The 23,115-nt window shown below is 69.9% G+C and carries 21 protein-coding genes and 1 pseudogene; 8 read left to right on the forward strand and 14 right to left on the reverse strand.

Annotation, left to right across the window (positions count from 1 at the left end):
* Positions 1 to 9 precede the first annotated feature (9 nt).
* The 5 genes from ABZT93_RS03160 to ABZT93_RS03180 all read right to left on the reverse strand — a co-directional run bounded on the left by ABZT93_RS03160 (position 10) and on the right by ABZT93_RS03180 (position 4,832).
* Positions 10 to 2,343 (reverse strand): FtsX-like permease family protein, encoded by a 2,334-nt coding sequence (locus tag ABZT93_RS03160; protein WP_356097996.1) that lies wholly within the window; start codon positions 2,341 to 2,343, stop codon positions 10 to 12.
* A complete protein-coding gene (locus tag ABZT93_RS03165; protein ID WP_356097999.1) occupies positions 2,340 to 3,026 on the reverse strand; it encodes an ABC transporter ATP-binding protein in 687 nt (228 codons plus the stop codon). The genes ABZT93_RS03160 and ABZT93_RS03165 overlap by 4 nt, the downstream gene beginning before the upstream one ends.
* Positions 3,023 to 3,547, reverse strand: coding sequence for a PadR family transcriptional regulator (locus ABZT93_RS03170; protein ID WP_037719948.1), 525 nt, complete (start codon positions 3,545 to 3,547; stop codon positions 3,023 to 3,025). Before ABZT93_RS03170 ends, ABZT93_RS03165 begins: the two co-directional genes overlap by 4 nt.
* Before the next feature lie 116 nt (positions 3,548 to 3,663).
* Positions 3,664 to 3,918 (reverse strand): hypothetical protein, encoded by a 255-nt coding sequence (locus ABZT93_RS03175; protein ID WP_356098002.1) that lies wholly within the window; start codon positions 3,916 to 3,918, stop codon positions 3,664 to 3,666.
* Positions 3,915 to 4,832: an SPFH domain-containing protein gene (locus ABZT93_RS03180; protein ID WP_356098005.1), complete on the reverse strand. Its 918-nt coding sequence runs from the start codon at positions 4,830 to 4,832 to the stop codon at positions 3,915 to 3,917. Before ABZT93_RS03180 ends, ABZT93_RS03175 begins: the two co-directional genes overlap by 4 nt.
* 237 nt (positions 4,833 to 5,069) lie before the next feature.
* Here ABZT93_RS03180 and ABZT93_RS03185 point away from each other — a divergent pair, with 237 nt between their 5' ends.
* A complete protein-coding gene (locus tag ABZT93_RS03185) occupies positions 5,070 to 7,415 on the forward strand; it encodes a transglycosylase domain-containing protein (protein ID WP_356098008.1) in 2,346 nt (781 codons plus the stop codon).
* Positions 7,416 to 7,462: 47 nt separating this feature from the next.
* Here the strand turns inward: ABZT93_RS03185 and ABZT93_RS03190 are convergent, their stop codons facing one another.
* The 3 genes from ABZT93_RS03190 to ABZT93_RS03200 form a co-directional block, all read right to left on the reverse strand.
* Entirely contained in the window at positions 7,463 to 9,586 is a 2,124-nt protein-coding gene (locus tag ABZT93_RS03190) for a SpoIIE family protein phosphatase (protein WP_356098011.1), read from the reverse strand.
* Positions 9,587 to 9,881: 295 nt separating this feature from the next.
* Positions 9,882 to 10,574 (reverse strand): DUF402 domain-containing protein, encoded by a 693-nt coding sequence (locus tag ABZT93_RS03195; RefSeq protein WP_356098014.1) that lies wholly within the window; start codon positions 10,572 to 10,574, stop codon positions 9,882 to 9,884.
* Positions 10,575 to 10,646: 72 nt separating this feature from the next.
* Complete coding sequence (locus tag ABZT93_RS03200; protein WP_356098017.1) at positions 10,647 to 12,032, reverse strand: class II fumarate hydratase; 1,386 nt, start codon at positions 12,030 to 12,032, stop codon at positions 10,647 to 10,649.
* Positions 12,033 to 12,179: 147 nt separating this feature from the next.
* Between ABZT93_RS03200 and ABZT93_RS03205 the strand changes: the two genes are divergently transcribed.
* Together ABZT93_RS03205 and ABZT93_RS03210 are read left to right on the forward strand one after the other, a co-directional pair.
* Positions 12,180 to 12,725 carry a SigE family RNA polymerase sigma factor gene (locus ABZT93_RS03205; RefSeq protein ID WP_356098020.1) on the forward strand — a complete coding sequence of 182 codons (546 nt, stop codon included), beginning with the start codon at positions 12,180 to 12,182 and terminating at the stop codon, positions 12,723 to 12,725.
* Positions 12,722 to 13,219: a PASTA domain-containing protein gene (locus tag ABZT93_RS03210; protein WP_356098023.1), complete on the forward strand. Its 498-nt coding sequence runs from the start codon at positions 12,722 to 12,724 to the stop codon at positions 13,217 to 13,219. The genes ABZT93_RS03205 and ABZT93_RS03210 overlap by 4 nt, the downstream gene beginning before the upstream one ends.
* A gap of 301 nt (positions 13,220 to 13,520) precedes the next feature.
* Here the strand turns inward: ABZT93_RS03210 and ABZT93_RS03215 are convergent, their stop codons facing one another.
* Positions 13,521 to 15,188, reverse strand: coding sequence for a fumarate hydratase (locus tag ABZT93_RS03215; RefSeq protein ID WP_355743604.1), 1,668 nt, complete (start codon positions 15,186 to 15,188; stop codon positions 13,521 to 13,523).
* 167 nt (positions 15,189 to 15,355) lie between these two features.
* On the opposite strand from ABZT93_RS03215, the gene ABZT93_RS03220 reads away from it, so the two are divergent.
* Entirely contained in the window at positions 15,356 to 16,075 is a 720-nt protein-coding gene (locus ABZT93_RS03220) for a DUF1707 domain-containing protein (protein WP_356098026.1), read from the forward strand.
* A 175-nt stretch (positions 16,076 to 16,250) separates the two neighbouring features.
* Positions 16,251 to 16,622, forward strand: coding sequence for a WhiB family transcriptional regulator (locus ABZT93_RS03225; protein WP_356098028.1), 372 nt, complete (start codon positions 16,251 to 16,253; stop codon positions 16,620 to 16,622).
* 213 nt (positions 16,623 to 16,835) lie between these two features.
* On the opposite strand, the gene glpX is transcribed toward ABZT93_RS03225, so the two are convergent.
* Entirely contained in the window at positions 16,836 to 17,870 is a 1,035-nt protein-coding gene (glpX, locus tag ABZT93_RS03230; RefSeq protein ID WP_356098031.1) for a class II fructose-bisphosphatase, read from the reverse strand.
* 126 nt (positions 17,871 to 17,996) lie between these two features.
* Here glpX and ABZT93_RS03235 point away from each other — a divergent pair, with 126 nt between their 5' ends.
* Positions 17,997 to 18,518, forward strand: coding sequence for a DUF4245 domain-containing protein (locus tag ABZT93_RS03235; RefSeq protein WP_356098034.1), 522 nt, complete (start codon positions 17,997 to 17,999; stop codon positions 18,516 to 18,518).
* An 81-nt stretch (positions 18,519 to 18,599) separates the two neighbouring features.
* On the opposite strand, the gene ABZT93_RS03240 is transcribed toward ABZT93_RS03235, so the two are convergent.
* The 4 genes and pseudogenes from ABZT93_RS03240 to ABZT93_RS03255 all read right to left on the reverse strand — a co-directional run.
* Entirely contained in the window at positions 18,600 to 19,190 is a 591-nt protein-coding gene (locus tag ABZT93_RS03240; RefSeq protein ID WP_356098037.1) for a malonic semialdehyde reductase, read from the reverse strand.
* Between the two features lie 180 nt (positions 19,191 to 19,370).
* On the reverse strand, positions 19,371 to 19,604 hold the full coding sequence (locus ABZT93_RS03245) for an exodeoxyribonuclease VII small subunit (protein WP_031042033.1): 234 nt from the start codon (positions 19,602 to 19,604) through the stop codon (positions 19,371 to 19,373).
* Between the two features lie 9 nt (positions 19,605 to 19,613).
* Positions 19,614 to 20,822 carry an exodeoxyribonuclease VII large subunit gene (xseA, locus tag ABZT93_RS03250; protein WP_356098041.1) on the reverse strand — a complete coding sequence of 403 codons (1,209 nt, stop codon included), beginning with the start codon at positions 20,820 to 20,822 and terminating at the stop codon, positions 19,614 to 19,616.
* A 111-nt stretch (positions 20,823 to 20,933) separates the two neighbouring features.
* Positions 20,934 to 21,204, reverse strand: a pseudogene (locus ABZT93_RS03255) (amino acid permease); the annotation flags it as partial.
* A 53-nt stretch (positions 21,205 to 21,257) separates the two neighbouring features.
* Here ABZT93_RS03255 and ABZT93_RS03260 point away from each other — a divergent pair.
* Both ABZT93_RS03260 and ppgK read left to right on the forward strand, forming a co-directional pair.
* Entirely contained in the window at positions 21,258 to 22,268 is a 1,011-nt protein-coding gene (locus ABZT93_RS03260) for a 4-hydroxy-3-methylbut-2-enyl diphosphate reductase (protein WP_356098044.1), read from the forward strand.
* A gap of 29 nt (positions 22,269 to 22,297) precedes the next feature.
* Entirely contained in the window at positions 22,298 to 23,041 is a 744-nt protein-coding gene (gene ppgK / locus ABZT93_RS03265) for a polyphosphate--glucose phosphotransferase (protein ID WP_356098047.1), read from the forward strand.
* The last annotated feature ends 74 nt before the right edge of the window (positions 23,042 to 23,115 follow it).

Consider the following 23,115-nt stretch of genomic DNA (forward strand, 5'->3'; position numbering starts at 1 on the left):
TGCGGGCGGCTACTCCGTCCGCAGCCCGTCCGGCCGCATCAGCCTCAGCAGCGGCGGCAGGCTCAGCAGCGTCACCACGAGAACGACCCCGGCGCCCACGCCGGTCATCGACAGCACACTCGGCCAGTCCACCCGGACCGCGGTGCCCGTCATCCTCAGCAGGACCGCGCCCAGCGTCAGCCCCACCACCGAGGCCAGCAGCAGCCCGAGCGAGATCGGGATCGCCGTCTGCCACAGCACCGACAGGCTCAGGGTGCGCCGCCGGGTGCCGAAGGCGACCAGCGCCGACAGCAGCTTTCTGCGCTCACGCAACTGCTCCAGCTGGGAGACCAGCAGGCTCGCGCCGATCAGCGCGAGGACACAGGCGGCGCCCACGAACAGGCCGGTGCGGATGGACTCGTAGCGGTCGTTGCGCTCGACGGACACCCAGGTCATCGGCTCTTCGAGGGGGTTGATGCGCACCGCCGTGTTGCGCACGTACTCCCGCGCGTCCGGCAGCGACTCGTCGAGCCGGACGTAGACCTGTCCGCGCACGCCCGGTACGGTCGTCGAGCCCAGTGCGCTCGGGGTGAGCAGGACGCCCCCGCGCTTGTAGCCCGTGGGGTCCGCGACGGACCGGGCCTGCTTGATGCCCTTCGGTACGGTCCACGCGACCAGCTTGGTCCTCTCCGGGTCGTCGGAGGTCTCGAAGTAGAGCTTGCGCCCGGCCTTGACGGGTGCGGCCCCCTCCTCGCCCTGCGAGTCCCCTCCGTGCACGACGAAGGTGTCGCCCTCGCGGCAGGAGGGTAGCGCGGCCACCTGGCGCAGGGTCGCGCAGTCGGCGACGGTCGCCCGGGTCCAGCGAGCCTCGTCGCCGGGCCCGTCGGCCACGTACCCCTCCTCGAAGGCGTACGCCTTCTCGACGCCCTTGGTCGCGGCGAGTGCCTTCGCGGCGTCGGCGAGCCTGCCCCCTTGCGGGACCTGCACCTGCATCTGCGCCCGCGAGACGTCCAAGCCGGTGTCCTTCGAGTAGGCGCTGTCGGTACCCGCGAAGAGCATCTGCAGAGCGATCGCCCCGGCCACCGCGACCGCGATGCCGTTGACCATCCTGGCCGCCGTACCGCTGCTCAACTGGAGCCTGCGCACGGCCAGTTGCCAGGACACCGCGCCCGCGCCCAGCCGGGCAACGACCGCCTCGACGATCCACGGCAGCAGCGCGGTCACGCCGACCAGCAGCAGGATGACGCCGCCGGTGACGAGGTACTGGTTGAAGTCACCGCCGTCGCGGCCCTGTCCGACCATCGGGTAGAGCATTGCGAGTCCGGCCAGCGGCACCAGCAGCCGCCACCACAGCCGGCGCCGCGAGGGCTTCGCCGTACGCACCACGCCGAGCGGCTCGATCACCACGCCCCGCAGGGCGAGCAGCGTCACCAGCACGGCCGCCGCGGGCACCGCGACCGCGACCAGCAGGGCCAGCAGCGGCGAGGGGTTGAGATAGCTCGGGAACACGCTCTGCCCGAACACCTCGACGGAGCCCGCCACTTCACGGCCGATCAGGAAGAACACGGTGCCGAGGACGAGTCCGAGGACCGCGCCCGCGAGCGCCTCGCCGGCGGCGATCCGCCGGGTCGAGCGGCCGTCGGCGCCCACCAGCCGCAGGGCCGCGAGCCGCCGGTCGCGCCGCTCGCCGCCGAAGCGGACGGCCGCGGTGATGAACACGGCGACCGGCATCAGCAGCACCACGAAGACGACCAGGACCAGCAGCACCAGCACCGGGTCGGAGTCCGAGTCGGTCGGGTTGGGGTTCCCGTAGTGGTCGATCCGGGTGACCCGAGCGCCGTCGACCTGGGCGGCGAGCCCCTCGGCGCCCCGGTAGAAGGCGAGTTCATGCGAGCCGATCAGCCCGCTCTCGCCGATCGTGCCGACGATCCGTTCCGGCAGCCGCTCCCGCAGTAGCTGGCCGTCGTCCGACTCCAGCAGGCTCTTCAGCGCGGGGGAGACGACCATCTCGCCGGTCGCCGGGAACGTGCCGACCCCCGGCGGCAGCGGAGCGCGCGGGCCCTCGGGCTCCACCTCCCGGCCGCGGACCTCCGTGTCCCGGAAGGTGGTCGACACGCTCGCCGACAGCAGGGTGTTGTCGCCCTTCTTCACGGTCGGCTCGCCGTAGGTGATGTCCGCGCGGGCGTCACCCCGCTCGTGCCGTACCGCGAGCGCGCTCGGCAGGGCCGTGGTCAGCAGCAGCAGCGCCACCCCCAGCCCGACCCCGACCGCGGTCAGCAGCGCCCGGACCCACCCCTCACGTCCGCCCGCGAAGGCGAACTTGACCCCCATGCCGAGGTCCCTGGACCACTGCCCCAGATTCATACGACCCGCTCCATGTCCCGGGACTTCCCGTCCCGTACGACGATCTCGCGGTCGGAGTAGGCGGCCACCCGTGCCTCGTGCGTGACGAGGACGACGGCCGCGTTGGTGGACCGGGCGGCCTCGGTGAGCAGCTCCATGACCCGCTCGCCGTTGAGGGAGTCGAGGGCACCGGTCGGCTCGTCGGCGAACAGCACACGCGGGCCGGTCACCAGGGACCGGGCCACGGCCACGCGCTGCCCCTGACCGCCGGAGACCTCACCGGGCCGCTTCTTGCGGAGATCGTCGACCTCCAGGCGCTCCATCCAGCCCAGGGCCGTCCTCTCGGCCTCCTTGCGGGAGGTGCCGTTCAGCCTGAGCGGAAGCGCCACGTTCTCCACGCAGGTCAGCTCGGGGACGAGCTGACCGAACTGGAAGACGAAGCCGAACTCGGAGCGGCGCAGGGCGCTGCGCTCGGCGTCGTTCATCGTGGCCATCTCACGGCCGTTGTACGTGATAGAGCCCGAGTCGGGCGTGACGATCCCGGCGAGACAGTGCAGCAGGGTCGACTTGCCGGACCCGGAGGGGCCCATGACGGCGACGACCTCGCCGGGGTGGATGGAGAACTGGGCGCCGTCGAGCGCGAGCGTCGCCCCGTAGGCCTTGCGTAGATCGTCGGCGACGAGAAGGGAACCGGCCGGGGTCACTTGACCACCACCTCCGCGAGCTTGTCGAGACGCGCGGCGGTCAGCTCCAGCCAGCGCAGGTCGGCTTCCAGATGGAACAGGGCGTGGTCGCAGATCAGCTGGTCGGCGAGGTCGCCCTTGCGCTTGCGGTCGGTGAGGATGCGCATCATCCGCAGATGCTCGGAGCGCTGGTTGTCCAGGATGTCGCCGGCGTCCCGGTGCGTGAGCAGCGCGAGGACGACCTTGGTGTACAGCGTGGACTGCAGGTACGGCTCGGGCTTCTCGGGCGTCGCGAGCCACCGCTGTACGTCGGTGATCCCGGCGTCCGTGATGGCGTATCGCTTGCGCTCGGGACCGCCGCCGGGCTCGATCCCGTCGACTTCGACGAGCCCGTTCTTCAGCAGCCGCGACATCGTCGAGTAGACCTGGCCGTAGTGCAGCGGCCGGTCGTGACCGAACTTCTCGTCGAAGGCCCGCTTGAGGTCGTAGCCGTGGCGGGGCCCGGACTCCAGGAGCCCTAGGAGGGTGTGACCGATGGACATGGAGACGACTGTACATGCGGTGTATACCCACTATGTATACGCGGAGTGTGTAGGTGGATCTCCGGGGGTGAGCAGCCGCAGGTGAGGGCCGATTGTCACGGTTCTGCTACGCCGCCCTACGAGTCCCGGGCGTCCCCGGCGTCCTTGGGCGGTCGTCCCCGGCGCGGCAGCGGCCCGGTGTCGCCGGGCAGCCGGCCGGCCTCCTTCAGGGCCCTGCGCAGCAGGAACTCGATCTGCGCGTTGGCCGACCGCAGCTCGTCCCCGGCCCACCGCGCCAGTGCCTCGTACACCAACGGGTCCAGCCTCAGCAGCACCTGCTTGCGCTGCTGAGGCCGCCGCTCGGGGGAGTCCCCCGCGGAAGGTGCCGTCACTGGTAGAGCGTCCCGGTGTTCAGGACCGGCTGCGGGGCCCGGTCGCCGCACAGCACCACCATCAGGTTGGACACCATCGCCGCCTTGCGCTCCTCGTCCAGCTCCACGATGTCCCGCTCGGTGATCCGGGCGAGCGCCTCCTCGACCATGCCGACCGCGCCCTCCACGATCTGCCGCCGGGCCGCGACCACCGCGCCGGCCTGCTGCCGCTGGAGCATGGCCGAGGCGATCTCCGGTGCGTAGGCGAGGTGGGTGAAGCGGGACTCGATGATCTGCACTCCGGCCGACTCCACGCGCGCGTGCAGCTCGGTGGCGAGCTTCTGGGTGATTTCGTCGGCGTTGCCCCGCAGTGAGAGCCCGTCCTCCTCGTGCGCGTCGTACGGGTACTCGATGGCGATGTGCCGTACCGCCGTCTCCGTCTGTGTGGCGACGAACTTCACGAAGTTGTCCACCTCGAAGGTGGCCTGCGCGGTGTCCTCGACCTTCCACACCACGACCGCGGCCAGCTCGATCGGGTTGCCGTAGGCGTCGTTGACCTTGAGGACCGCGGTCTCGTGGTTGCGGACCCGGGTGGAGACCTTCGTGCGGGAGGTGAAGGGGTTCACCCAGCGCAGGCCGTCCTGGCGGATCGTGCCCTTGTAGCGCCCGAAGAGCTGCACGACCCGGGCCTCGCCCGGCGCGACGGTGTTCAGGCCGCGCAGCGATATGAGCGCCACGATCAGGACGAGGACCCCGCCGACCGCGAACCCGGGGCTCTCCCCGCTCGCGGCGAACAGGAAGACGGCGAGCAGCAGCCCGACCAGGCCCAGCAGCAGCGCGAGCGCGCCGCCGATGCTGTGCGCGGCGAACTCCCGCACGCGCGGGGCGGGCATGTCGGGTGCGTCGGCGATGGGTTCGGAGTCTTGCGCGGACATGGAGTTCCCCCGTCATTGGAGCTAGCTTCAGCTTAGCTAAGTGATATCACTTTACCCCGTCCCGGCAACCTTGAAGCCCTCTCGGAGGTCTGGTTCCGAGGAGGCGGGTGCTGATTCTCACGCCCTCCCAGGGCCGGATCGAATGCCCTGTGACATATGGACCGGTGTTAGCTTTCTGAGCTGACCTGTGCCACGAACCTGTGTGGCCGCCGATGAGGAAGCGGAGCGAGTCGACCCATGGGACGAGCGGAAGAGAGAAGAGCACGTCAGCGCGGTGGCCGCCGCGCGGCGCCGCCCACGCGCTCGTCCGGGACGCCGAGCGAGGGCCTCGCGACCGGCGGCAGGGCCGCGGCGCGCAAGGCCGCCGCGCGAGGTAAGAAGGGCGCGAAGAACGGTAAGAGCGGCATACGGCGGCTCTTCACCTGGAAGAAGGTCCTCGGCACCTTCCTCGGCTTCTGCCTGCTCGGCATCGGCGCCTTCATCGTGCTGTACATGATGATCGACGTGCCCAAGGGCAACGCGAAAGCTCAGGAACAGAGCAACATCTACAAGTACAGCAACGGCTCGGTCATGGCCCGTGAGGGCGACACCAACCGCGAGATCGTCGACCTCGCCGAGGTGCCCAAGCCGGTGCAGCGCACCTTCGTGGCCGCGGAGAACAAGACGTTCTACACGGATGCGGGAGTCGACTTCAAGGGCATCGCCCGTGGGCTGTTCAACACTCTGTCCGGCAAGGGCAAACAGGGTGGCTCCACGATCACCCAGCAGTACGTCAAGAACTACTACCTCGACCAGGACCAGACCGTCACGCGCAAGCTGAAGGAACTGGTCATCTCGCTGAAGGTGGACCGCGAGACGCCCAAGGACGACATCCTCGCCGGCTACATCAACACCAGCTACTACGGCCGCGGCGCCTACGGCATCCAGGCCGCCGCCCAGGACTACTACCGCGTCGACGCCAGCAAGCTCAGCGTCGAGCAGGGCGCCTATCTCGCCGCGCTGCTCCAGGCCCCGAGCCAGTACGACTGGGCGGTCGCCAGCAAGACCGGCAAGGAACTGGTGACGGCCCGCTGGAACTACGTCCTGGACAACATGGTCCAGCAGGGCTGGCTGGACAAGACGAAGCGCGCTGAGATGAAGTTCCCGGTGCCCAAGGAGCCCAAGGCCGCCCCGGGCATGGAGGGGCAGAAGGGCTACTTCATCAAGCTCGCCAAACAGCAGCTCGAGAAGCAGCTGGTGGCCAAGGAAGGCATCACCCAGGACGAGGCGGAGGCCCGGGTCGAGAACTCGGGGTGGACCATCACCCTGAACATCGACAAGAAGAAGCAGGCCCAGCTGGAGAAGGCGGTCAAGACCCAGCTGACCAGCCAGCTGGACCCGAAGAAGCGGACCGTCGACAAGAACGTCCAGGCCGGCGCCGCCTCCGTCGACCCCAAGACGGGGAAGATCGTCGCCCTGTACGGCGGCACGGACTACACCAAGCACTACATCAGCAACGCCAACCGCACCGACTACCAGCCCGCCTCGACCTTCAAGCCGGTCATCCTCGCCGCCGCCCTGGAGAACGCCTCCGAGACGCAGGACGGCAAGGCGATCGGCGCCAACACGGTCTACGACGGCACCAGCAAGCGTCAGGTCGTGGACAGCAACGGCAACAAGGTCGGCTTCGGTCCCGAGAACGAGGACGACACGAACTACGGCAAGGTCACCGTGCAGACGGCGATGGACAAGTCCATCAACTCCGTCTTCGCGCAGATGGGCGTGGACGTCGGCATGGACAAGGTGCTGGCGACGGCCACCAAGCTCGGCATGGACACCGGCAAGCTGAGGCCGCTGCCCGCCTACACCCTGGGCACCATGGGCGCGAGCCCGATCCAGATGGCCGGTGTGTACGCCACCCTCGACAACCACGGCAAGCAGGTCACGCCGAGCATCATCAAGTCGGCGGAGCAGGGGGGCACCGAGTTCCAGATGCCCGACCCGATCGGCGAGCAGGTCATCAGCCGGGAGGCCGCCGACACGGTGACCTCGGTGCTGACCGGTGTGGTCGACGACGGTACGGCCAAGAAGTCCGTCCAGCAGAACCCGGCCCGTGACGGCCGAAAGGTCGCCGGCAAGACGGGTACCTCCGACGACAACAAGTCGGCCTGGTTCACCGGCTACACCCCGGACCTGGTCACCTCGGTCGGCCTGTTCGGTGAGGACTACAAGACCCACGGGCAGAGCAAGCTGTACAACACGGCCGGCCTCGACCGCGTCAACGGCGGTGGCTTTCCGGCGGAGATCTGGGCGGCGTACACCTTCGGCGTCGCGGGCAAGAACACCAAGTTCGAGCTGGAGACCGACCAGGGTGCCGCGGTCCAGCCGACGTGGACACCGAAGCCCTCGGTGACCCCGTCGGAAACTCCTTCGGAGACGCCTTCGGAGACCCCGTCCGAGACTCCCTCGGAGACGCCTTCGGAGACTCCGTCCGAAACCCCGTCGGAGACGCCCTCGCAGAGCGCGCCGACCGGTGAGCAGAGCACTCCGGTCGAGACATCGACCTCACCGTTGAACCCGTTCGACCCGAACGGCGACCAGTAACGAAAAGAGGGGGCGCCCGGTGACCACCGGGCGCCCCCTCTCGTTTCCTAGCCCCTGTTGAGCTCGAACCACACCACCTTGCCGGTGCTCAGCCGAGTGGCGCCCCACCGCCGGGCCAGCCGGTTCACGAGGTAGAGCCCGCGCCCGCCCTCGTCGGTGGCCCGAGCCTGCCTGAGGCGCGGCAGTTGCGGCACGTCGTCCCCGACCTCGCAGCGCAGCACATCGGTCCGCAGCAGCCGAAGCGTCACCGGCCGGGTCGCGTACCGCACGGCGTTGGTGACGACCTCGCTCACCAGCAGCTCGACGGAGTCGGTCAGATCCTCCATGCCCCAACGGGACAGCGCCCGTCGCGCGAGCCGTCGCGCACGGCCCGGTGCCGCGTCCTCCGGCTCCAGGAACCAGTACGCCACATCGCTGGGCGCGATCCCGTCGAAGCGGGCCGCGAGCAGCGCGATGTCGTCGTCCCGGTCGCCCGGCCCGAGCATGTCGAGCACCTCGTCGCAGAGCGCCTCCAGCGGCGGGGGATGATCCGGCCCGGTCAACTGCGCGGTCGCGGCGAGCTTCTCGCGCAGCTGCTCTATCCCGGTCCACACGTCCCGCAGGCGGGACTCGACGAGCCCGTCGGTGTATAGCAGCAGCGTCGCCCCGGCCGGCGCGTCCAGTTCCACGGCCTCGAAGTCCACGCCCCCGACACCGATCGGCGCGCCCGGCGGTACCCGCAGCACCTCGGCCCGCCCGCCCAGGTGCAGCAGCACCGGCGGCGGATGGCCGGCGTTGGCGATGGTGATCCGGTGCGAGACCGGGTCGTAGACCGCGTAGAGGCAGGTCGCCATGCGGTCCGTACCGAGCCGCTGGGCCTGCTCGTCGAGGTGGTGCAGCACCTCCTGCGGGGGCAGGTCGAGCCCGGCCAGCGTCTGGGCCGTGGTCCGCAGCTGGCCCATGATCGCCGCGGACGTCATGGAGTGCCCCATCACGTCACCCACGACCAGCGCGACCCGGCTGCCGGGCAGCGGGATCGCGTCGTACCAGTCACCGCCCACCCGGGCCGTCTCGGCGGCCGGCAGATAGCGCGAGGCCAGCCGTACGCCGGTCGGCCGGGGCAGCGTCTCGGGCAGCATGGTGCGCTGGAGCTCGTCGGCGATGTACGCCTCACGGCCGTAGAGGACCGCCTTGTCGATGCCCAGCGCGCTGTGCGTGGCGAGCTGGGCGGCCACGAGCAGGTCGTCCGGGTCGAAGGGGATGCGGTCGGGGCGGCGCAGGAACAGGGCGGCGCCGATGACCCGGCGTCGGCCGCGCAGCGGGGCGAGGATCGCACGGCGGCCCGAGGGCACGGCGAACTCGCCTCCCTCGCCGAGCAGTTCCGGCAGCGCGGCGTGGGCAGCGGGCGTGTCCGTGAAGACCGGGCGCACCCCGCGCAGCACCTCGGCGAGCGCGCTGCCGGGCTGCACCTCGCACAGTTCGGTGCCGAGCGCGTCCAGCTCGGTCGGGTTCTCCGGCACCGGCACCGGCAGGATGCCGTCCTCCAGGTCCCGCTCCTGCTGCGGGATGCGGTCGCTGCGCCGCAGCCTGAGCACGAGGGGGCCGGTGGGCCGCTCGTCGCCGACGGGCAGCGGGTCGCGCAGATACACGAGGATCGCGTCCGAGAAGGTCGGCACGGTCGCCCGGCACAGGCCCATCACGATCTCGTCCAGGTCGATGCCGCGGGCGATCCGGCGGGTGGCCGCGCCCACGAAGCGCAGCCGGTCCCCGTCGCGCCGCATGGGCGTGGGCCGGCCCGGAGGCAGTCCCTGCCCGGTACGGCGCTCGTCGCTGCTCAGGGGCAGCCGCTCGTCCGCACCGCCCGGTTGGGCCGGGACCCCCTCGGGGACGGGCCGTGGCCGGTGCGTGTCCGGCTCCGCGGCGGCCGGCTGGGAGTGCTCGGGGCCGGTACCGGCCGGGTTCATGCCCATGTCCTTGTGTTTGCCGGTCCTCCCGGACGTGCTGTTGCTGCTCTGGACGACGGGTGCCGCCTCCGGCGTGGGATCACCGGAGCGAGCCTGGACCGGTAAAGCGGTCGGCGCCTCGACGCCCTGGGCGGGCGGTGGCGCCGGGGAACGCAGGAGCGCCCCGCGGGGGTCCGTGGGGTCGACGCCCGGCTGGGGGCGTTCGAAGGAGGTCGGGTGCTCCGTCACGCGTGTCGAATCCGTCCGTCCGGGGCTGCACGCCGTACGCGCAGTTGGTCCCGCCGAAATCCCAGTACCCGGAATGCGTGTCCCAGGAACGAAATTCCCGCGTGGTCAGGGGCTGTTCCTGCGTTTTTGGTCAACCTTCCGCGGCCCGTACCGGTGTTGCCCTCGTACCCCACGCTCACGTCCTGCCGCCCCTCGGTGACGATCGGTCAAGCCCAGTGCCCGCTCCGGAAGTTGCCGCTGCGCGCTCTTGCGGAGGACGATCCTACGTTTGCAGCCCGGGGGCGCATCAAGGGTCTCATGAGGACAAGTGCGCGGGCGTGCGGTCCCAGTCTTCCGGAAGGAGCGGGACAGTCCAGGACGGATCGGGCCGCCAGTCGGGCCAGCCGTCCGAGAACGGCGGGCCCCAGGCGCGGATCACCTCCAGCGCGGAGCGCCCGGCCGATCTGACCTGTTCGGCCAGGTCGGGGCCCATCAGCCCGTCCCGCTGGGCCTGCGCGAACTCGTCCTCGTCGCGCCACTGCCAGCTGTGGTCCGGGTCGACGGTGATGTCCAGGAAGTGGTCCTCGGAATCCACGCCCCCGGCCCAACGTGCCAGCGGCTCCTCCAGGTTCACGTACCAGTTCTTGAACCGCCAGCCCGGCTCCCAGAACAGCCACACCGACCACGGCAGCCCCGGCCGTGCCAGCTTCAGCACCCCGGTGCCGAACCAGCGGTCCCGCTGGACCGAACGCGGCTTGGTGTAACGGGACTCCAGCGGCTCGGCATGCACCGGCGTGCCGTCGGCCAGCACCGGCCGTACACACTCGGTGCCCGGTGCCAGCCACACGGCGAGCAGGTCCTCGTCGTCGCGTACGACCGTGACGGGGCGGGCGATGTGGAAGTGCGCGCCCGCGTTCTCCCGGTAGCGCCACAGGATCTGACTCCCGGGCTCCCAGAAGTGCGCCGACGTACCCGCTTCCACCGCTCTCACCGCTCCACCGTCTGCCATGCACAGATATTAGGTGCCATAGGCATACGACGCTGCGGTGCGCGTCACGGTTCACGCCGGCGCCGAGAAAGGTTACGGCCGTGTCATCCGCAGGACATCCAGCGCCTCGTCGAGCTGCTCGGCCGTCAGATCGCCCCGCTCCACGTATCCGCTCTCCACCACGACCTCGCGGATCGTCTTCTGTTCCGCGAGGGCCTTCTTGGCGACCTTCGCGGCCTCCTCGTACCCGATGTACTTGTTGAGCGGGGTGACCACGGAGGGCGAGGACTCGGCGTACTCCCGGGCCCGTTCACGGTGGGCGACGACGCCGTCGACGGTCCGGTCGGCCAGCAGCCGGGAGACGTTGGCGAGCAGCCGGACCGACTCCAGGACGTTCTTGGCGATGACCGGCAGCATGACGTTGAGCTCGAAGTTGCCGGCCGCTCCGGCGGTGGCGACCGTGGCGTCGTTCCCGATGACCTGGGCCGCGACCATCAAAACCGCCTCCGGGATCACCGGGTTGACCTTGCCGGGCATGATCGAGGACCCGGGCTGGAGGTCGGGCAGGGAGATCTCGGCGAGGCCGGTCCTGGGGCCGGAGGACATCCACCGCAGGTCGTTGGCGATCTTCGTCAGCCCGACCGCGATGGTCCTGAGCTGCCCGCTGGTCTCGACGATCCCGTCCCGGGCGCCCTGCGCCTCGAAGTGGTCCCGCGCCTCCGTGAGCGGCAGCCCGGTGGTGCGGGCGACCTCCTCGATGACGGCGGCGGAGAAACCGGGCGGGGTGTTGATGCCGGTGCCCACGGCCGTGCCGCCCAGCGGCAGCTCGGCGAGCCGGGGGAGAGAGGCCTCCAGCCGCTCGATCCCGTACCGCACCTGCGCCGCGTATCCGCCGAACTCCTGGCCCAGGGTCACCGGGGTGGCGTCCATGAGGTGGGTCCGCCCCGACTTCACGACGTCGGCGAACTCCTCGGACTTGCGGGTGAGGGCGTCGGCGAGGTGCTGGAGCGCCGGGATCAGGTCCCGGGTGACGGCGGCGGTGGCGGCGATGTGGATGGAGGAGGGGAAGACGTCGTTGGACGACTGGGAGGCGTTGACGTGGTCGTTGGGATGCACGTCACGGCCGAGCCGCTCCGTCGCCAGCGTCGCGATGACCTCGTTGGTGTTCATGTTGGACGAGGTGCCGGACCCGGTCTGGAACACGTCCACCGGGAAGTGCTCGTCCCACTGCCCCTCGACGACTTCGGCCGCCGCCTCCTGGATCGCGTCGGCGATGTCCTTGTCGAGCACGCCGAGGCCGGCGTTCACCTTCGCCGCGGCGCCCTTGATGCGCGCCAGCGCCTCGATGTGAGCGCGTTCGATGCGCTGTCCGGAGATCGGGAAGTTCTCCACGGCCCGCTGTGTCTGCGCCCGCCACTTGGCGTCGACGGGGACCCGGACCTCGCCCATGGAGTCGTGCTCAGTGCGGTATTCGCTCATGTCCAGTACAGCGAACGGGAAGCCGGGGATGTTCCGGACGGTGGGCCGCTCAGGTGAAGTTCGTCGTGTGACCCAGGTCTCGGAAGGGTCGTGCAGCAGAACGCCCGGCGTCCACGTCGAGGAGGGGTGACAGGAAGGGAGGAGCGTGTGGAGACGGACTTCCATGGCACGGGCTTCCATGGCACGGACTTCCACGGCTTCGTCGCCGCCCGGTCGGCCGCGCTGTTCCGGGGTGCCCTCGTCCTGACGGGGAACCGGGACGCGGCCGAGGACCTGGTCCAGGAGACCCTGGAGCGGGCCTGCCGCAAGTGGCGCACGATCTCCGGCAAGGACGCCCCGGACGCCTACGTACGGCGGATCATGGTGAACCTCGCCAATGACCGCTGGCGCCGGTTCCGCCGTACGGTCCCGCAGGCGGACGGCCCCGACCGGGCGTCCCCCGGCGACGAGTACGGACAGGTCGACAGCAGGGACCAGTTGGTGCGCGCACTGCAGCAACTGCCCATGCGGATGCGGACGGTCGTGGTGCTGCGGTACTTCCACGACCTCTCGGACAGCGAGATAGCGGCCGACCTGGACATCTCGCCGAGCACGGTCCGCTCGCAGCTCGCCCGGGGGATCGAGAAACTCAGAAGCCAGTTCCCCGCGCTCTCCGGCCCTTCACCACGGCAGCACACGGAAGGAATGCGATGACCTCGTACGACGACGCACGGCCTTCCGGCTGCACTCCCTTCGAAGAGGAACTGATGAACGCCATGAACCGATTCGCGAACTCCGCCGACAGCCCCGAGTTCGATGCGCCGGGCATCGTACGCCGCACCCGGCGCCGCCGGACCGTCGGTATCGCCGCGGTCGCCGCCGCCCTCATCGCGGCGGGCGGCGGGACGGCCCTGGCCACCTCGGTCGGCGGCGGTTCGGACTCGGGCCCGGCGGCGAGCCGCACGGCCACCACGAGCGACGCCACCACCATGCTGTACGGCGAGGACCCGACCATTCCGATCGACTTCGCGGGCTGGAGCATCGACAGCGCCAAGACGTACATGCTGAAGACGCAGACGAAGGTCGGCACCATCACCAAGAAGGCGGTCAAGGGCTGCAAGCCGACATCGGTGATCGGCGTGAACCCGCACGCCCCGAAGATCGTCAAGAACGGCGACACGGTCGACTTCACTGTCTGCGCCGGCTGATCAGGCCCTGACCTGCCCATGACGCCCGCCCCTGCGCCAATCAGGGGCGGGCGCTCGTCAAAGCATCACACCAGCCCCGGTCCGCGCACCGGAATCGACGTGAACGTCGGCGCCGGAGCGGGGCCCTGGAAGAAGTCGTTCCGCTTGTTCGTCCGGCGGGTACTGACGCCTGCCATGCCGAGCGGCCTCGCGGGGGTTCAGGGGGCGGAGTCCCCGGCGGGGTCGAAGGGGCGGAGCCCCTGGTGATGGGACGGGTAGGGGCGGCGGGGGCGAAAACCCTCCCCGCCGCCACCCGAAGGCACTACGCCAGGCCGGGACCGCGCACGGGGATCGACGTGAAGGTCGGCTGAGGCGCGGGGTCCTGGAAGAAGTCGTTGCCCTTGTCGTCGACCACCACGAACGCCGGGAAGTCCTCGACCTCGATCTTCCAGACCGCCTCCATGCCGAGCTCCTCGTACTCGACGACCTCGACCTTCTTGATGCAGTCCTGGGCGAGCCGGGCGGCCGGGCCGCCGATGGAGCCGAGGTAGAACCCGCCGTGCGTACCGCAGGCGTCGGTGACCTGCTTGCTGCGGTTGCCCTTGGCCAGCATCACCTTGGAGCCGCCCGCCGCCTGGAATTGCTCGACGTAGGAGTCCATACGGCCGGCCGTCGTCGGGCCGAAGGAGCCGGACGCGTAACCCTCGGGCGTCTTGGCCGGACCCGCGTAGTACACCGGGTGGTCCTTCAGGTACTGCGGCATCTCCTCGCCGGCGTCGAGACGCTCCTTGATCTTGGCGTGCGCGATGTCACGCGCCACCACGAGCGGACCGGTCAGCGAAAGCCGCGTCTTCACCGGGTACTTGGTGAGCTCCGCGAGGATGTCGTCCATCGGCTGGTTGAGGTCGATCCGGACGACGTCACCGTCGGACTCGAGGTGCTCGTCCGTCGTCTCCGGCAGGAACCTCGCCGGGTCCGTCTCCAGCTGCTCCAGGAAGACGCCCTCGGCGGTGATCTTCGCGACGGCCTGGCGGTCGGCCGAGCAGGACACGGCGATGGCGACCGGGCAGGACGCGCCGTGCCGGGGCAGCCGTACGACACGCACGTCGTGGCAGAAGTACTTGCCGCCGAACTGCGCCCCGATCCCGATCTTCTGCGTCAGCTCGAAGACCTTCTCCTCCAGCTCCTTGTCCCGGAAGCCGTGCCCGAGCTCCGAGCCCTCGGCGGGGATCTCGTCCAGGTAGTGCGCGGAGGCGTACTTCGCGGTCTTCAGCGCGTACTCGGCGCTCGTACCGCCCACCACGATCGCCAGGTGGTACGGCGGACAGGCGGCCGTACCGAGCGAACGGATCTTCTCCTCCAGGAACTTCATCATGGAGGCCTCGTTCAGGACGGCCTTCGTCTCCTGGTAGAGGAACGACTTGTTGGCCGAGCCGCCGCCCTTCGCCATGAACAGGAACTTGTACGCGCCGCCGTCGGTGGCGTACAGCTCGATCTGCGCGGGGAGGTTGGAGCCGGTGTTCTTCTCGTCCCACATGGTCAGCGGGGCCATCTGCGAGTAGCGCAGATTGAGGTTCAGGTACGCGTCGTAGATGCCCTTCGACAGCGCCGCCTCGTCACCGCCCTCGGTGAGGACGTTCTGCCCGCGCTTGCCCATGACGATCGCCGTGCCGGTGTCCTGGCACATCGGGAGGACACCCGCGGCCGCGATGTTCGCGTTCTTCAGCAGGTCCAGCGCCACGAACTTGTCGTTGCTCGACGCCTCGGGGTCGTCGATGATCCGGCGCAGCTGGGCCAGGTGGGCCGGGCGCAGGTAGTGCTGGATGTCGTGGATGGCCTCGGCGGCGAGCTTGCGCAACGCCTCCGGCTCCACCTTGAGGAAGGTCCGCCCGTCGGCCTCGAAGGTGGAGACACCCTCGGAGGTCACCAGCCGATAGGGGGTGGTGTCCTCTCCCATGGGGAGCAGATCGGTATACGCGAACTCAGGCATCTCAGCCCATTCCTCACTCTGCGGGTCGACCACCCGCCTCCGTCGGCGGGCCGCACCAGCCTAGAACCTGTCCGGTGACGGCAGCTTGTGAGGTAAGGCTCAGTGGGTTCGCCAAGAGTTGTCCACAGCCCTAGTCGCGATCTATCGCGTTTCGGTACGCTGCTGCCGTGGACCTTCAGAAGCAGCCCGACCTCCAGAAGCCCGCGGGCCCCGCCCCCGCGGTGGCCGACCTGCGCGCCTCGGACGCCGACCGTGACCGTATCGCCGACATCCTGCGCGAGGCGCTCGCCGAGGGCCGCCTCACCGCGGACGAGCACGCCGAGCGGGTCGAGGGGGTGCTGGGCGCCAAGACGGTGGGCGAGCTGGAGGTCTTCATACGGGACCTGCCCGCGGCCCATGAGCCCCGTACCGCCCTGGCCTGGACCCCGGCCCCCAACCGCCCGACCGACGCGATCCCCCCGGACCCGGACGACAACGTGGTGGCGGTCTTCAGCGCCGCCGTCCGCAAGGGCCGCTGGCGCGCGGGCCGCCGTATCCACGCCTACGCGGTCTTCGGCAGCGTCGAGATAGACCTCAGCGAGGCGATCTTCGAGTACCGCCAGGTCGTCATCAAGGCGTTCTCGGTCTTCGGCAGCGTCGAGGTGCGCGTCCCCGAGAACATCTCGCTGCGCGGCACGGGGGTCGGTGTGCTCGGCGACTTCCAGGTGGACACGCTCGACTCGGCCGAGCCGGACGCCCCCGTGGTGTACGTCGACGGCTGGGCCGTCCTCGGCAGCGTCGACGCCAAGCCCAGGCGCGGCAAGCTCGTCGCGGACATCCTCGACCGCGTACAGCGCGTGGTCGACCGCAAGGTCGACAGGAGTTTGCGCAAACACCTGGATCGTTGACGGTTGTGAATCCGGGCCCGTCCGAAGCGCAAGGATCCGCCCGCGGGCGGGCTCCCGCAGGCACACGCGACCCCCCGGAATCCAGCGGTTCGGGACTCAGTGCATAGGCGCGCGCACAGCGGGTAGGGCTTGCTGCATCGTCTCTCGCTCGCGAAGCCGTCGTCAGGAGTAGACCGTGCTGCAACCGCATTCGTCCCTGCAGGTAGCTGCCGTTCCGGCCCAGCGGGTGCCAGTGCGGGACAGGGACCAAGACGCTCCATGGCACACCGAGGCGGTGTGCCGGCGCGACGAGGCCGGCCTGTTCTTCGCCCCGTCCAAGGAACCCACCGCCGCCAGGCTCTCCCGCGAGGAGGCCGCGAAGCGCGTCTGTGCCCGCTGTCCGGTCATGGTCGAGTGCCGCGAACACGCCCTGCTCCAACCCGAGCCCTACGGCGTCTGGGGCGGCCTGACCGCAGCGGAACGCCGAGTGGTCCTGGCCCGGCGCAGGCGCCGCGAACTGGAACTCACGAAAGCGGCGAGGGCGGCACACATAGCCCAGGCGGGCTGACAGTCGCAGACAGCGAAAGGGGCGCCCCCACCGCACCGGGGACGCCCTTTTCGCTGCGCATGATCTGGCTTCGCAGGTTCTGGCCGCGCCTGCTCTCAAGGGGCGCGGCCAACTCCCTGGGGGCGCGGGGAACTGCGCGACCAGCGATGCACGCTCCGCCCGCGCCGACGCTCCGCCCGCGCCGACGCTCCGCCTGCGCCGAGCTGTCCGGCGCTACTTCGCGCGGTCGAAGTCGATCGCGCTGTAGGCCCGCAGCTTGCTGAGCCGATGCTCCGAGTCGATCCGCCGCACCGTGCCCGACTTGGACCGCATCACGATCGAGTCGGTGGTAGCGGTCTCCGATCGGTACCGCACACCCCGCAGCAGCTCACCGTCGGTGATCCCGGTGGCCACGAAGAACACGTTCTCCCCGGACACCAGGTCGTCGGTCGTCAGCACCCGGTCCAGATCGTGCCCGGCGTCGATCGCCCGTGCCCGCTCCTCGTCGTCCTTCGGCCACAGCTTGCCCTGGATGGTCCCGCCGAGGCACTTCACGGCACAGGCCGAGATGATCCCCTCGGGCGTACCGCCGATGCCCAGCAGCATGTCGACGCCGGTGCCCTCGCGCAGCGCGTAGATCGAGCCCGCCACGTCACCGTCGGAGATCAGCTTGATCCGCGCCCCGGCCTCCCGGATCTCCTGGATGATCCCCTCGTGGCGGGGCCGGTCGAGGATGACCACGGTCACGTCCTCCGGAGTGACGCGCTTGGCCTTGGCGACCCGCCGGATGTTCACGGACACCGGGGCGTCGATGTCGACGAAGTCCGCGGCCTCGGGCCCGGTGACCAGCTTGTCCATGTAGAACACGGCGGACGGGTCGAACATCGAGCCCCGGTCCGCCGCGGCCAGTACGGCGATCGCGTTCGGCATGCCCTTGGCGTTCAGCGTGGTCCCGTCGATCGGGTCCACGGCGATGTCGCACTCGGGTCCGGTCCCGTCGCCGACGTGCTCGCCGTTGAAGAGCATCGGCGCCTCGTCCTTCTCGCCTTCGCCGATGACGACGACGCCGTTCATCGACACGGTGGAGACGAGGGTTCGCATGGCGCGCACCGCGGCGCCGTCGGCGCCGTTCTTGTCGCCCCGCCCGACCCAGCGGCCGGCGGCCATCGCGGCGGCTTCGGTCACCCGGACGAGTTCCAGGGCGAGGTTGCGGTCGGGGGCCTCGGAGGGGACCTCGAGTTCGGACGGCAGATGATGATGCTCGGTCATCGGAGCGCACCTTTCTGATACGACGACGGCCGGATGAGGGTTCGACCGTCGACTCTATCGTCAGTCCGACAAAATGAGCAGGGGACCCCACGGATGAGCGGACCGGGCACCTGCGACGATAGGGGTGTGGCAGGTTCGAACGGCAAGCAGAAGACGGTCCGGGACATGATTCTCTCCCTGGGCCTGATCGGGATCGCGGCGGCGGTCATCTACGTGTTCATCCCGCACGACGACTCCGCTCCCGACATCAAGACGGTCGACTACCGCGTCGAGCTGCTCACGGCCCGCCGCGCGGCCTCCTATCCGGTGGCCGCGCCCGAGGGTCTGGCGGCCGGCTGGAAGGCGACCTCGGTGCGTTTCCAGGGTGACCGGTCCGACGCCTGGCACCTGGGCTTCCAGGCCCCTGGTGATCAGTACGTGCAGATCGAGCAGTCGACTCAGAAGCCCTCGGAGTTCATCGACGAGGCGAGCCAGGGCGCCGAGGCGACGAAGCAGACCCAGCAGATCGCGGGCCGCACCTGGACGCGGTACACGGGCGGCCGGTACGACGCCCTCGTGCACCAGGGCGACGGGGCGACGACGGTGGTCGCGGGCACGGGATCGCTCGCCCAGCTGACCGAGATGGCGAAGTCGCTCAAGATGGCGTGAGGCCGCGCGCAAGACGCGTGGGATTGCGCGAGAGGGCCCGACCGCCAGGCGGCCGGGCCCTCTCGTCGTATGTCAGCCGTCTCACACGGTGGTGACGACCTCGTCGTAGGCCAGACGCGGGGAGCGCGGGAACCAGGCGTCCTCGCCCGGCTTGCCGATGTTGACGACCATCAGCGGGGTGTGGTCGTCATCGAGGAACTCCTTGCGGACGCCCTCGAAGTCCAGACCGGTCATCGGGCCGGCGGCGAGGCCCGCGGCACGGACGCCGATGATGAAGTACGCGGCCTGCAGGGCGGCGTTCAGCCCGGCGGCACCCTCGCGGGCGGATCGCTCGCCGAAGAAGACGTCCTTGGCCTGCGGGAAGTGCGGGAAGAGCTCCGGCAGCTCCTCGTGGAACTCGTTGTCCGCGGAGAGGATCGCGACCAGCGGGGCGGTGGCGGTCTTCGGCTGGTTGCCCTCGGCCATGTGCTGGACCAGGCGCTCGCGGGCCTCGGCGGAGCGGACCAGGGTGATGCGCAGCGGGCTCTGGTTGAAGGCGGTCGGGCCGTACTTGACCAGGTCGTAGATCGCCTGGATCTGCTCGTCGGTCACCGGCTCGTCGGTGAAGGTGTTCGCGGTGCGGGCCTCGCGGAACAGCAGGTCCTGGGCGGCGGGGTCAAGAACGAGAGACATGGGGGAAACCTTCTCGGGATGGACGTCGGCCCCAGAAACGGACCGTGGACCGGTTGACGTCTCCGACCGTACGCCAATGAAGTTCAACCTTCAATCAAAAGCGGGTCGTGGTGATCCGCTTCACAGATTCCCAGGTCTTTTCGCCGACGATCGCCCGCGCCGCCCTGCGGCAGCCCGCGGCTACTCGGAGTCGCCCTCGCCGTCCTCCGACTCCTCGGCCAGTGCCGCGTCCAGCCGCGCCCGCGCACCGTCCAGCCAGCGCCGGCACACCTTGGCCAGCTCCTCGCCCCGCTCCCAGAGCGCGAGGGACTCCTCCAGTGTCGTACCGCCCGCCTCCAGTCGCCGTACGACCTCGATCAGCTCGTCCCGCGCCTGCTCGTAGCCGAGCGCCTCTTCCGCCACCTTGCTGGTCATCCGCCCACCCTATGCATCGACTCGGACAGTGAACTCACCCTCGGCGACCCGCGCCCGCAGGGTCTCCTCCGCGGTCACTTCGTCGGGCGCCCGCACCACGTGTCCGTCGGCCTTCTGCAGCACGGCGTACCCGCGCTGGAGAGTCGCGGCGGGCGAGAGGGCCACCACGCGTGCGTGCGTGTGCGTCAGCTCGGAGTCCGCTCGGTCCAGGAGGTGGCCCAGGGTGCGGCGGCCGCGGTCGGCCAGGGAGGCCACCTGGTCGGCGCGCTCGTCGATCATCCGGTGCGGATCCTCTATCGACGGCCGCGCGAGGGCGTGCGCCAGCCCCCGCTCCTCCCGCTGGAGGAACGACTCGACACACCGCCGCGCCCGGTCCCTGAGCGCCCGCACCCGTTCGTACTCCTCGCCCACGTCCGGTACGACCTTCTTGGCCGCGTCCGTCGGCGTGGAGGCCCGCAGATCGGCGACGTAGTCGAGCAGCGGGGTGTCCGGCTCGTGCCCGATCGCCGACACCACCGGCGTACGACAGGACGCGACCGCCCGCACCAACTGCTCGTCGGAGAACGGCAGCAGATCCTCCACGCTGCCCCCGCCGCGCGCCACGATGATCACGTCCACGTCGTCCAGCGCGTCGAGTTCCTTGACCGCCTGCACGACCTGCGGGACGGCGTGCACCCCCTGCACCGGAACGTTGCGCACCTCGAAGCGGACGGCCGGCCAGCGGTGCCTGGCGTTCTCCAGGACGTCCCGCTCGGCTGCCGAGGCCCGCCCGCAGACCAGGCCGATCAGCTGCGGCAGGAACGGCAGCGGCCTCTTGCGCTCCGCCGCGAACAGCCCCTCCGCGGCCAGGGACTTCTTCAGCTGCTCCAGCCTGGCCAGCAGCTCCCCGACCCCGACCGGCCTTATCTCGGTGGCCCGCAGCGAGAGCTGGCCCCGCGGCGCGTACCACTCCGGTTTCGCCAGTACGACGACCCGTGCGCCCTCGCTGACGATATCGGCGACGTCGTCGAAGACCTGGCGGAAGCAGGTCACGCTCACCGAGATGTCGTACGACGGATCGCGCAGGGTGAGGAAGACCACGCCCGCGCCCGGCCGCCGGGAGAGCTGGGTGATCTGCCCCTCGACCCACACGGCGCCGAGACGGTCGATCCAGCCGCCGATGAGACGCGACACCTCGCCGACGGGCAGGGGCGCTTCGGGGGTCGAGTTCACAGCCATGCCGCGAGCGTAACGGGCGGCTACGACAACGCACCGTCACCGGTGGTGAACCATTGGCTGTGCTGGACGATCAGTGCGCAGGGCCGAAACGACCACCGCGAGCGCCGTCCGGTCCAGCATCGCCATCCAGCCCGCGACGAACCCGGCCTCCTTGCCGAGCCCCGCGCGCGTAGGCGAACACCGACCCTGCCCGGGGGACGACCCGCACCATCTGCGCGTAACTGAACGCGGTGAACGCCATCGCCAACGTGGCGACGGGATAGACGAGGGCGACCGCGTGCGACTTGGCGTCCAGGGTGCCGTAGACGCCGACGGGCGCCATGGGGGCGATGAACAGCAGCCCGTAGACGACGAGGTCCCGAAAGCCCAGGGTGCGCCGCAGGTCGCACGAAGGTCATGTGCACGCGATCTTTGACGGCCGGACGCGGCCTTACGATGGGACGTATGACTGCTTCGCCTGGCCGCCGTGTCCTGCTCGCCGCCCCCCGTGGCTACTGCGCGGGTGTGGACCGCGCCGTGATCGCCGTCGAGAAAGCCCTGGAGCAGTACGGCGCTCCGGTGTACGTCCGGCACGAGATCGTCCACAACAAGTACGTCGTACAGACCCTGGAGAAGAAGGGCGCCATCTTCGTCGAACGGACGGAGGAGGTCCCGCCGGGCAACATCGTCATGTTCTCGGCCCACGGCGTCGCCCCCGTCGTCCACGAGGAGGCGGCGCGCGGAAAGCTTGCCACCATCGACGCGACCTGCCCGCTCGTCACCAAGGTCCACAAGGAAGCCGTCCGCTTCGCGAACGAGGACTACGACATCCTCCTGATCGGGCACGAGGGCCACGAGGAGGTCATCGGCACCTCCGGCGAGGCCCCCGACCACATCACGCTCGTCGACGGCCCCTCCGACGTCGCCAAGGTCGAGGTCCGCGACGAGTCGAAGGTCGTCTGGCTCTCCCAGACCACGCTCTCCGTCGACGAGACCATGGAGACCGTCGACGCCCTGAAGGAGAAGTTCCCGCAGCTCATCTCCCCGCCCAGCGACGACATCTGCTACGCCACGCAGAACCGTCAGCTCGCGGTGAAGCAGATGGGCGCCGAGGCCGAGCTGGTCATCGTGGTCGGTTCCCGCAACTCCTCCAACTCCAAGCGGCTCGTCGAGGTCGCCAAGCTGGCCGGCTCCCGCGAGGCCTACCTCGTGGACTACGCGAGCGAGATCGACGAGGCCTGGCTGGAGGGGGTGACCACGGTCGGCGTGACCTCCGGCGCCTCGGTGCCGGAGGTGCTGGTCGAGGAGGTCCTGGAGTGGCTTTCGCAGCGCGGCTACGGCGACGTGGAACTCGTGAAGGCGGCCGAGGAGTCCATCACCTTCTCCCTGCCGAAGGAACTGCGGCGCGACCTGCGCGAGGAGGCCGCGGCGCTGGTGGCGGAGCGTAAGGGGACCTCGCGGGCGTGACTGTCAGTCGTCCGTCGTAACGTAGGGCCATGCAGATCTTCGGCTTGGACATCGGCGGATCCGGGATCAAGGGCGCCCCTGTGGACCTGGACAAGGGCGACCTCACCCAGGAGCGGCACAAAGTGCTCACCCCGCACCCGGCGACGCCCGACGGCGTGGCCGACGGGGTGAAGCAGGTCGTGGACCACTTCGGGTGGACAGGACCGGTGGGGCTGACCTTCCCGGGCGTGGTCACCGACGGATCCCACATCCGTACGGCGGCCAATGTCGACAAGAGCTGGATCGACACCGACGCGCGCGCGTTGTTCAGCGAGCGGCTCGGCGGACTGCCGGTGACCGTGGTCAACGACGCGGACGCGGCGGGCGTCGCCGAGATGAACTTCGGCGCGGGCAAGGACCGCAAGGGCACCGTCATCCTGCTCACCTTCGGCACCGGCATCGGCAGCGCGGTCTTCGTCGACGGCGTTCTCGTCCCCAACTCGGAACTGGGCCACCTGGAGCTGCACGGCCACGACGCCGAGAAGAAGGCCTCCAGCAGGGCGAGGGAGGTCGAGGAGCTCACCTGGGAGCACTGGGCCCACCGTGTCCAGAAGTACCTGGCCCACGTCGAGATGCTCTTCTCGCCCGAGCTGTTCATCATCGGCGGCGGCGTCAGCCGCAAGTCCCAGAAGTTCCTGCCCCACATCGAGGGCATCAAGGCCGAGATCGTCCCGGCGCAGCTGCAGAACAACGCGGGGATCGTGGGGGCGGCGATGAGGGCGGCGCAGGAGTAGGCCGCCCGGCCGGGGAGCCGCCGTCCTCCCGCCGGCCGCTACTGCCACCGCAGCTCCCGTCGACCCCTCCTGCA

This window comes from Streptomyces sp. NPDC005303 (genome assembly GCF_040607335.1).
Classification (GTDB): Bacteria; Actinomycetota; Actinomycetes; order Streptomycetales; family Streptomycetaceae; genus Streptomyces.

Bases quoted from the DNA above. Each gene is read 5' to 3' on its own strand.
- ABZT93_RS03160 (WP_356097996.1), bottom strand. From the start codon at position 2,343: ATGAATCTGGGGCAGTGGTCCAGGGACCTCGGCATGGGGGTCAAGTTC.
- ABZT93_RS03170 (WP_037719948.1), bottom strand. From the start codon at position 3,547: ATGTCCATCGGTCACACCCTCCTAGGGCTCCTGGAGTCCGGGCCCCGC.
- ABZT93_RS03180 (WP_356098005.1), bottom strand. From the start codon at position 4,832: ATGTCCGCGCAAGACTCCGAACCCATCGCCGACGCACCCGACATGCCC.
- ABZT93_RS03185 (WP_356098008.1), top strand. From the start codon at position 5,070: ATGGGACGAGCGGAAGAGAGAAGAGCACGTCAGCGCGGTGGCCGCCGC.
- ABZT93_RS03195 (WP_356098014.1), bottom strand. From the start codon at position 10,574: ATGGCAGACGGTGGAGCGGTGAGAGCGGTGGAAGCGGGTACGTCGGCG.
- ABZT93_RS03200 (WP_356098017.1), bottom strand. From the start codon at position 12,032: ATGAGCGAATACCGCACTGAGCACGACTCCATGGGCGAGGTCCGGGTC.
- ABZT93_RS03210 (WP_356098023.1), top strand. From the start codon at position 12,722: ATGACCTCGTACGACGACGCACGGCCTTCCGGCTGCACTCCCTTCGAA.
- ABZT93_RS03215 (WP_355743604.1), bottom strand. From the start codon at position 15,188: ATGCCTGAGTTCGCGTATACCGATCTGCTCCCCATGGGAGAGGACACC.
- glpX (WP_356098031.1), bottom strand. From the start codon at position 17,870: ATGACCGAGCATCATCATCTGCCGTCCGAACTCGAGGTCCCCTCCGAG.
- ABZT93_RS03240 (WP_356098037.1), bottom strand. From the start codon at position 19,190: ATGTCTCTCGTTCTTGACCCCGCCGCCCAGGACCTGCTGTTCCGCGAG.
- ABZT93_RS03245 (WP_031042033.1), bottom strand. From the start codon at position 19,604: ATGACCAGCAAGGTGGCGGAAGAGGCGCTCGGCTACGAGCAGGCGCGG.
- xseA (WP_356098041.1), bottom strand. From the start codon at position 20,822: ATGGCTGTGAACTCGACCCCCGAAGCGCCCCTGCCCGTCGGCGAGGTG.
- ABZT93_RS03260 (WP_356098044.1), top strand. From the start codon at position 21,258: ATGGGACGTATGACTGCTTCGCCTGGCCGCCGTGTCCTGCTCGCCGCC.
- ppgK (WP_356098047.1), top strand. From the start codon at position 22,298: ATGCAGATCTTCGGCTTGGACATCGGCGGATCCGGGATCAAGGGCGCC.